This is a genomic window from uncultured Methanobrevibacter sp., from assembly GCF_946184425.1.
Taxonomy (GTDB): domain Archaea; phylum Methanobacteriota; class Methanobacteria; order Methanobacteriales; family Methanobacteriaceae; genus Methanocatella.
In genome coordinates this window covers 1-7,010 of the sequence record NZ_CAMHFP010000068.1, presented here as the reverse complement: position 1 = coordinate 7,010, position 7,010 = coordinate 1, and the positions used below count along the sequence as shown (strand labels likewise).

The 7,010-nt window shown below is 31.3% G+C and carries 11 protein-coding genes; 9 read left to right on the top strand and 2 right to left on the bottom strand.

Annotated features, from left to right (window positions below; all coding sequences use genetic code 11):
• The 9 genes from Q0P94_RS10175 to Q0P94_RS10135 form a co-directional block, all read left to right on the top strand.
• Nucleotides 1-356: 50S ribosomal protein L30 (locus Q0P94_RS10175; protein WP_295116272.1), on the top strand; the 356-nt coding region annotated here is incomplete at its 5' end.
• Between the two features lie 14 nt (nt 357-370).
• Complete coding sequence (locus Q0P94_RS10170; protein WP_295116271.1) at nt 371-808, top strand: uL15m family ribosomal protein; 438 nt, start codon at nt 371-373, stop codon at nt 806-808.
• Nucleotides 809-835: 27 nt separating this feature from the next.
• Entirely contained in the window at nt 836-2,197 is a 1,362-nt protein-coding gene (gene secY / locus Q0P94_RS10165; protein ID WP_295116269.1) for a preprotein translocase subunit SecY, read from the top strand.
• Nucleotides 2,198-2,241: 44 nt separating this feature from the next.
• The gene (locus Q0P94_RS10160) at nt 2,242-2,802 is read left to right on the top strand and encodes an adenylate kinase (RefSeq protein WP_295116267.1); all 561 of its coding nucleotides are present in this window, start codon (nt 2,242-2,244) and stop codon (nt 2,800-2,802) included.
• A gap of 9 nt (nt 2,803-2,811) precedes the next feature.
• Nucleotides 2,812-3,390 (top strand): DUF106 domain-containing protein, encoded by a 579-nt coding sequence (locus Q0P94_RS10155; RefSeq protein WP_295116265.1) that lies wholly within the window; start codon nt 2,812-2,814, stop codon nt 3,388-3,390.
• A gap of 119 nt (nt 3,391-3,509) precedes the next feature.
• Nucleotides 3,510-3,776, top strand: coding sequence for a 50S ribosomal protein L34e (locus Q0P94_RS10150; RefSeq protein ID WP_292753352.1), 267 nt, complete (start codon nt 3,510-3,512; stop codon nt 3,774-3,776).
• Nucleotides 3,776-4,297, top strand: coding sequence for a (d)CMP kinase (gene cmk / locus Q0P94_RS10145; protein WP_295116262.1), 522 nt, complete (start codon nt 3,776-3,778; stop codon nt 4,295-4,297). The genes Q0P94_RS10150 and cmk overlap by 1 nt, the downstream gene beginning before the upstream one ends.
• Nucleotides 4,298-4,519 carry a 50S ribosomal protein L14e gene (locus tag Q0P94_RS10140; RefSeq protein ID WP_295116260.1) on the top strand — a complete coding sequence of 74 codons (222 nt, stop codon included), beginning with the start codon at nt 4,298-4,300 and terminating at the stop codon, nt 4,517-4,519. It begins immediately after the preceding gene.
• Nucleotides 4,520-4,585: 66 nt separating this feature from the next.
• Nucleotides 4,586-5,551, top strand: a complete 966-nt coding sequence (locus Q0P94_RS10135) for an RNA-guided pseudouridylation complex pseudouridine synthase subunit Cbf5 (RefSeq protein WP_295116258.1) — start codon at nt 4,586-4,588, stop codon at nt 5,549-5,551.
• 214 nt (nt 5,552-5,765) lie between these two features.
• On the opposite strand, the gene Q0P94_RS10130 is transcribed toward Q0P94_RS10135, so the two are convergent.
• Both Q0P94_RS10130 and Q0P94_RS10125 read right to left on the bottom strand, forming a co-directional pair.
• On the bottom strand, nt 5,766-5,906 hold the full coding sequence (locus Q0P94_RS10130) for a hypothetical protein (protein WP_295116256.1): 141 nt from the start codon (nt 5,904-5,906) through the stop codon (nt 5,766-5,768).
• 16 nt (nt 5,907-5,922) lie between these two features.
• A complete protein-coding gene (locus Q0P94_RS10125) occupies nt 5,923-6,405 on the bottom strand; it encodes a transposase (RefSeq protein ID WP_295116254.1) in 483 nt (160 codons plus the stop codon).
• Nucleotides 6,406-7,010: the final 605 nt, after the last annotated feature.

The window sequence follows — 7,010 nt, the reverse complement described above, 5'->3', positions numbered from 1 at the left end:
TTGAAGAAAATCCTAGTTACGAAGGTATGCTTCAAAAAGCTAAGGATTACATCACTTGGGGAGAAATTGATGCTGAAATTTTAGCAAAAATAATCGCTAAAAGAGGTAGACTCCCAGGTAACAACAAAGTTACTGATGAGTATGTAGCAGAAAATTCTGATTATAACAACATTGCAGAATTAGCTGAAGCTTTAATTAATTCTGAAGTTAAATTGGCTGATGTAGGTATTAAACCTGTATTCCGTTTACACCCTCCAAGAAAAGGATATGAAGATATTCGTTTATCTGTTAACGAAGGTGGATCTTTAGGTTACAGGGGAGAAGATATTAAAGACCTTGCAACAAGAATGCTTTAAAACAGGTGTATATTATGATTAGAACAAAACGTAAAATTAACAAACAAAGAGGTTCTAGATCCAACGGTGGAGGCTGTACTAAAAAACGTAGAGGTGCAGGTAACAAAGGTGGTAAAGGAAAAGCAGGTATGGGCAAACAACACTGGACCTGGACTGTAATTCACGACCCAGACCACTTTGGTAAACATGGTTTCAAAAGACCTCAAAAAATGATTAAAAAAATTAATGCAGTTAATTTAAGTTACTTAGAAGAACAAGCTGAAAATTTAATCGCTAAAGGTGTAGCATCTAAAGATGGTGATGCTATTGTTATTGATGTCACTGATTTAGGTTATGATAAAGTTTTAGCTAAAGGTAAAATTACTAAAGCTTTCAAAATTTCAGCACCTCAATTTTCAGCATCAGCTATTGAAAAAATTGAAGAATTAGGAGGAGAAGCTATAGAATTATAGCTTTTTCCTTTATGATAGAGGAATAAAATGTCATCACTAGAAGTTTTAGAGCCAATATTTAGGTTTATTCCAGAAGTAAAATCTCCTGTTCACAGAGAAGATTTTAATGAAAAACTTAAATGGACAGCTCTTGTTTTAGTAGTATATTTTATATTGACTTTAATTCCATTATACGGTCTTGCTCCAGGAGCTATCGATAACCTTGCTCAATTAAGAGCTGTAATGGCTGGAAGTTTTGGTTCTATTCTTACTTTAGGTATCGGGCCAATTGTTACTGCTTCCATTGTTTTACAACTGTTAGTTGGTTCAAATCTTTTGGATTTGGATTTGTCTTCTCATAAGGATAAATCTCACTTCCAAGCTACACAAAAAGTTTTATCAATTGTTTTTACAATTTTTGAAGCTAGTGTATTAGTATTTACCGGAAATCTTACTCCTATCGACGGTTCATATACATTAATATTAGTCGCACAACTTGTTGTTGGTGCATTAGTTATTATCTATCTCGATGAAGTTGTATCCAAATGGGGATTCGGAAGTGGGATAGGTTTATTCATTGCGGCAGGTGTATGTCAAGCAATTATTGTAGGTTCTTTCAGTATTTTAAGCGGTACTGATGGTTTACTAGCAGGTATTATTCCAAAATTTATCCAATTGGCAACTACAGGAGTATATGATTTCACTATTCTCATTCCATTGTTTGCAACTATTGTTGTATTTTTAGTTGTTCTTTATGGTGAAGCTATGAGGGTTGAAATTCCTATTTCTCACGGTAGTGTTAGAGGACACGGAAGAATTAGGGGATCTGTTGGTAAATATCCGTTAAAATTTGTTTATTCAAGTAACATGCCTGTAATTTTAACAAGTGCATTACTTGTAAACGTAACATTATTTGCAAATCTTTTCCAAAAAGTAGGAGTGCCTATCTTTGGCCATATTCAAAATGGTAAACCTATTGATGGTATTGCATGGGCATTATCAACACCTAAATGGTATATGTTTGTAACAGAACCGCTTCATGTACTTATTTATGCAATTTTCTTCATTGCATGTTGTATGTTGTTCTCATATCTATGGGTAGAAATTAGTGGATTAAATGCTAAAAAGATTTCAGAACAGCTTTATAATTCAGGTATACAAATTCCTGGTTTTAGAAGTAGTAAACGTCAATTATATAAAATATTAAAAAAATATATTCCTGCATTAACCATTATAAGTGGTATTTATGTGGGTCTTATTGCTTTCCTTGCAGATTTAACAGGTGCTTTAGGTGGAGGTACTGGTGTTTTACTTACTGTCGGTATTATTCATAAACTTTATGAAGAAATGGCAGAGGAACAACTTATGTCTGCAAATCCAATTCTTAGGAAAGTTTTAGGAGGAGATTAAATCTCCTAATTTTTATCTTTTTTAAAAAAAGGTGAGGGATTAAATTGAAATTAGTAGTATTAACAGGTATTCCAGGTTCTGGAAGTACAACATTGCTTAACAAAGCACTTGAAGAAGTTGATTATGTTCACTTGAATTATGGTGACATAATGACTGAGATAGCAATTGAAAAAGAAATTGTTGAAGATAGGGATTCTTTAAGAAAATTACCAGCTGAAACTCAAAAAGAAATTCAAGCTGAAGCTGCTAAAGAGATTAAAAGAAGATCTGAAAATGATAATGTTATTGTAGATACTCATTGTACTATTAACACTCCATCTGGATTTTTACCAGGTTTGCCAATTTGGGTTTTAGAACAATTACAACCAGATCTTTTCATATTGATTGAAGCTAATCCCGATGAAATCATTTACAGAAGATTAAATGATGATACACGTTCTAGAGATGTACAAAAAGCAAAAGAAATAGATTTACATCAGCAAATGAACAGAGCTACTTCTATGGCATATGCCACATTAACTGGAGCTACTGTTAAAATTGTTGAAAATCATGATAATCATTTAAATTCTTCAGTTTCAAAATTAGTTAATGTATTAAATTTATGAGGTATGATTATGGTTGATCCAATTGGAATGGTCTATGGTGCAATGAATGCAATTTTCAATCCAATTTTAGCTTTAGACCCTAACCCAGCTAATCCGGCTTTGACTGTTTTAATTATTGCATTTTTCGTTTCATTAATTACAACTATTGCTAATAAATATCTGGTTGACCAAGATGAAATGAATGATGTGCAAGTAAAAATGAAGGAGTTCCAAAGTGAACTTAGAGATGCTCAAAAGAGGGGAGACGGTAAACGTGTTGCTGAGCTTCAGGCTCAACAGGCAGATATGATGCAAATGCAAAGTAAAATGATGACAAATCAGTTCAAACCAATGATTGTTACTTTTGTTCCGATTATTTTGATATTTTTCTGGTTGAGAAATTCTGCAATTCATAATCTAGTTATTATTTTACCTAAAACTGTATATTGGGTTACTTTAACTCCAGTATGGCATTTTATTGGTCATTTTGTATATGGTGGTACAGCAACTATTCCGTATGGTATTGGTTGGTTATTATGGTATATGATATGTACTTTTGGTATGAGTCAGATTATAAGAAAATTCTTAGGATTCAAACAAGGGTTCTAAAATCAACCTTTTAAACATACATTTATTAATGATGAAAAAGAGATATTATAGTATTCTATTTTGAATACGCTATTACACATTTATTAAATTTATTTAAAAATTAATTATTAGGTGATTAAATGCCTGCAAATAGGTTTAGATCAAGATCATATAAAAGAATTCATAAAAACACTCCTGGTGGAGAAAATGTTTTAAGATATAAAAAGAAAAAACCATCTAAGCATGTTTGTGCTGAATGTGGTGCAGTTTTACATGGTGTTCCACGTGGACGTCCATATGAAATAGGAAAATTATCAAAAACAGCTAAAAGACCTAACCGTCCATTCGGTGGTTACTTATGTTCAAGCTGTGCTCGTAAACATTTCAAAAACGAGGCTAGAAAATAATGATAATTACTATCGGCGGATTGGCGGGTACAGGAACAACTACAACTGCTGAATTGCTCAGTGAAAAGTTGAATATTCCTTATATTTCTGCAGGATTTGTTTTTAGAGAAATGGCTGCTGAAAGAGGTATGAGTGTTCTTGAATTTAGTAAATTTGCTGAAGGTAATGATGATATTGATAAAGAAATTGACAGAAGGCAAGCTGAAAAAGCTAAATCTTCAGACAATCTAATTATTGAAGGAAGATTATCAGCATTTTTCGTTGATAATGCTGATTTGAAACTTTGGTTGGTAACACCATTTGATGTTCGTTCTCAAAGAATCGCTGAAAGGGAAGATAAATCTGTAGATGTAGCTAAAGACGAAATTATTATTCGTGAAAAAAGCGAAGCCTTAAGATATATGGAAATCCATAATATTGATATTTCAAATATGGATATCTATGATTTAATTATAAATACTGATACTTTTAATCCTGAAAATGTATCAGAAATCATTATTCAAACATTAAAGGTGATATAAATGGCATCAATCGAAGTAGGTAGAGTATGTGTTAAGACTGCTGGTAGAGAAGCAGGTGAAAAATGCGCAATTGTTGAAATTATCGATGAAAACTTTGTAGAAGTTATTGGTGAAGCTGTAAAAAACAGAAGATGTAATATTGCTCACTTAGAACCAACAGAAGATTCTATCGATGTTTCTGGTGATGCAGATTCTATCAAAGCAGCTTTAGCTGACTTATAAATTCAATGAATAATTTAATTATTATTCATAACTTTTTTTATTACTATTTTTTTTAAGGGTTTTTTCATGAAATTTGATATGGTTACTAAATCTAAAAGTTTTACAAATCCTGAATTTGGTTGCAAACCTGAAAAAAGGGATATTGTTGAATATATTTCTAAAGGGGTTATTAATTTGGATAAACCCTCAGGACCAACATCTCATGAAATAGACTCTTGGGTTAAACGTATTTTAAATTTAGAAAAATCTGGGCATGGTGGTACTTTAGATCCGAAGGTAACTGGAATTTTACCAGTTGGTTTAAATGACGCTACCCGAGCAATACAACTTCTTTTAACAGCTCCTAAAGAGTATGTATGTTTGCTGACATTCCATCGGGATGTTCCAGAAGATAAAATTCGTGAAGTTTTTAATGAATTCACAGGTAAGATATTCCAACTTCCTCCTGTAAAATCTGCTGTAAAAAGGGAAATGAGAACACGTAATATTTATTATTCCACTATTTATGAAATTGAAGGAAGGGATGTTCTATTTAGAATTGGTTGTGAAGCTGGAACTTATGTGAGAACTTATTGCCATAATATTGGTGAAGCTTTAGGTGTTGGAGCTCATATGGCTGAACTTAGAAGAACACAGGTAGGTTCATTTACAGAAAAAAATAATCTTGTTACATTACAGGATGTTACTGATGCATTTCATTTTTGGAAGGAAGATGGTGATGAGTCGTTTTTACGTCAGGCAATAATGCCTATGGAAAGGGCAGCGGATTATCTGCCAAAAATTATTATTAAAGATTCTGCCGTTGATGCAGTTTGTCATGGTGCTGATTTAGCCTGTGGCGGAATAGTAAGTTTAGCAGACAATATTCAGAAAAATGATATTGTAGCAATTGAAACATTAAAAGGTGAATTAGTTGCTTCCGGTAATTCCTTATTAACTAGTAACGAACTTTTCGAGGCTGACAATGGTTTTGCAGTTAATGTTTCTAAGGTTTTCATGAAACCTGATACTTATCCAAGATTTTGGAAATAATACTGCTTTTAATGGGCTAAAAGATTAGGAATTTTATCTATTTTTATATATTTAAATTAAAATATAAGTTTGATGGAAATATCTAATTTTTCCTTTGATAGTATATGAGCAGTTAAATTGTCAATTAATGCAATGGATGTTAGTTATTTAATTAAATTTCAAATTTTTATATGCTGTTTTTTTTTAATAAAAATTAACCTTGTAGAAACCATTTTTAAAATACCTGAATTGCTCTATAAATATTGTACAATACATCTTTGAGTTTTGTTTCTTTATTTTGAAGTGTTGTGCTTCTACTATAGTTTCCTCCGTTGAATCTTCTTTTTATTATATATATTACGCTTTCTACATTCATTCTTCGTGCATAAACGTCATGCCAGAAGATTGTTGAACTGTTTAGTCTGTAATGTCCTGTTTTTGCTCGTTTTTTTTAATGGTATTTGGTCGAATGCTCCCACTTCTTCATTCATACATTTCCTTATAGGTTCTGTATCGTATGCTCTGTCTGCTAGGATGTAGTGTGGTTTGTATGGTTTTAATTGTCTTATTGATGCGATTGCGAATTGTGTATCGTATTTTGGACCTCTATTTGCTGCGTAATTTAGGATCATTCTTGTGTCGACATCGATGGCGATATGGTTTTTAATGTAGCTTTTTCGGCATTTTCCCCTAATTTTTGCATAATAATGGTCTGCATAATCACTTGTGTGTCCTGTTCCATCCATAGCGGCCAATTCACAATCAATTGGCTGTATAAATAATAATAATTTGTTTAAATCTTTTAATTTTGTGTCTAACATTCTTACAAAGAATTTCTGGATTGTAGTGTAGTGAGGTAGCTTATTAAGTTTCAAATATTTTGTTATTTTATCAGAAACGTCTAAAATTTCAATTATTTCACGATATGTTGTTTTTAAGTAAGTTTTCATTGCCAAAATGGTGAATAACTGTGGTTGATTGTAAATATGGTTACTATAATCACAGGAATACTTTGGAAATATCCATTTTGCATAATTAAATGTTAATTCAACGAAGTCAAGTAATCTATTTTAATTTTGACCAATTTTAAACAGTTTTTCTTCTTGAGTTTTCCCACTAATCTCAAGTCCAAAATCCAAAAGGTTTAAATGTCTAGAATTCAAATAATAATGTGGAGAATAGTTTATTTTAGCGTACATATTAATAATTATTCTCCATTCTACTATTTATTACTAATTATTAGTTTTTTTAATCAATACTAAGTATTATTTCAAGTGTAAAGAAATTAAAGCAATTAAATAGTTCAAAATTAAAATCTAAGCATTTTAGTGAAAATTTTTTTTGCGAAGAATAAATTCAAGTGAAAAATTAAAAGAACAATACTATGTCAAAATATAAAATAAAGAACAAATATCAATTTTTTGATAAAAAAAGCAAAAAACATCGATATTCACTTAAATTTTGACATGGTTTCTACAAG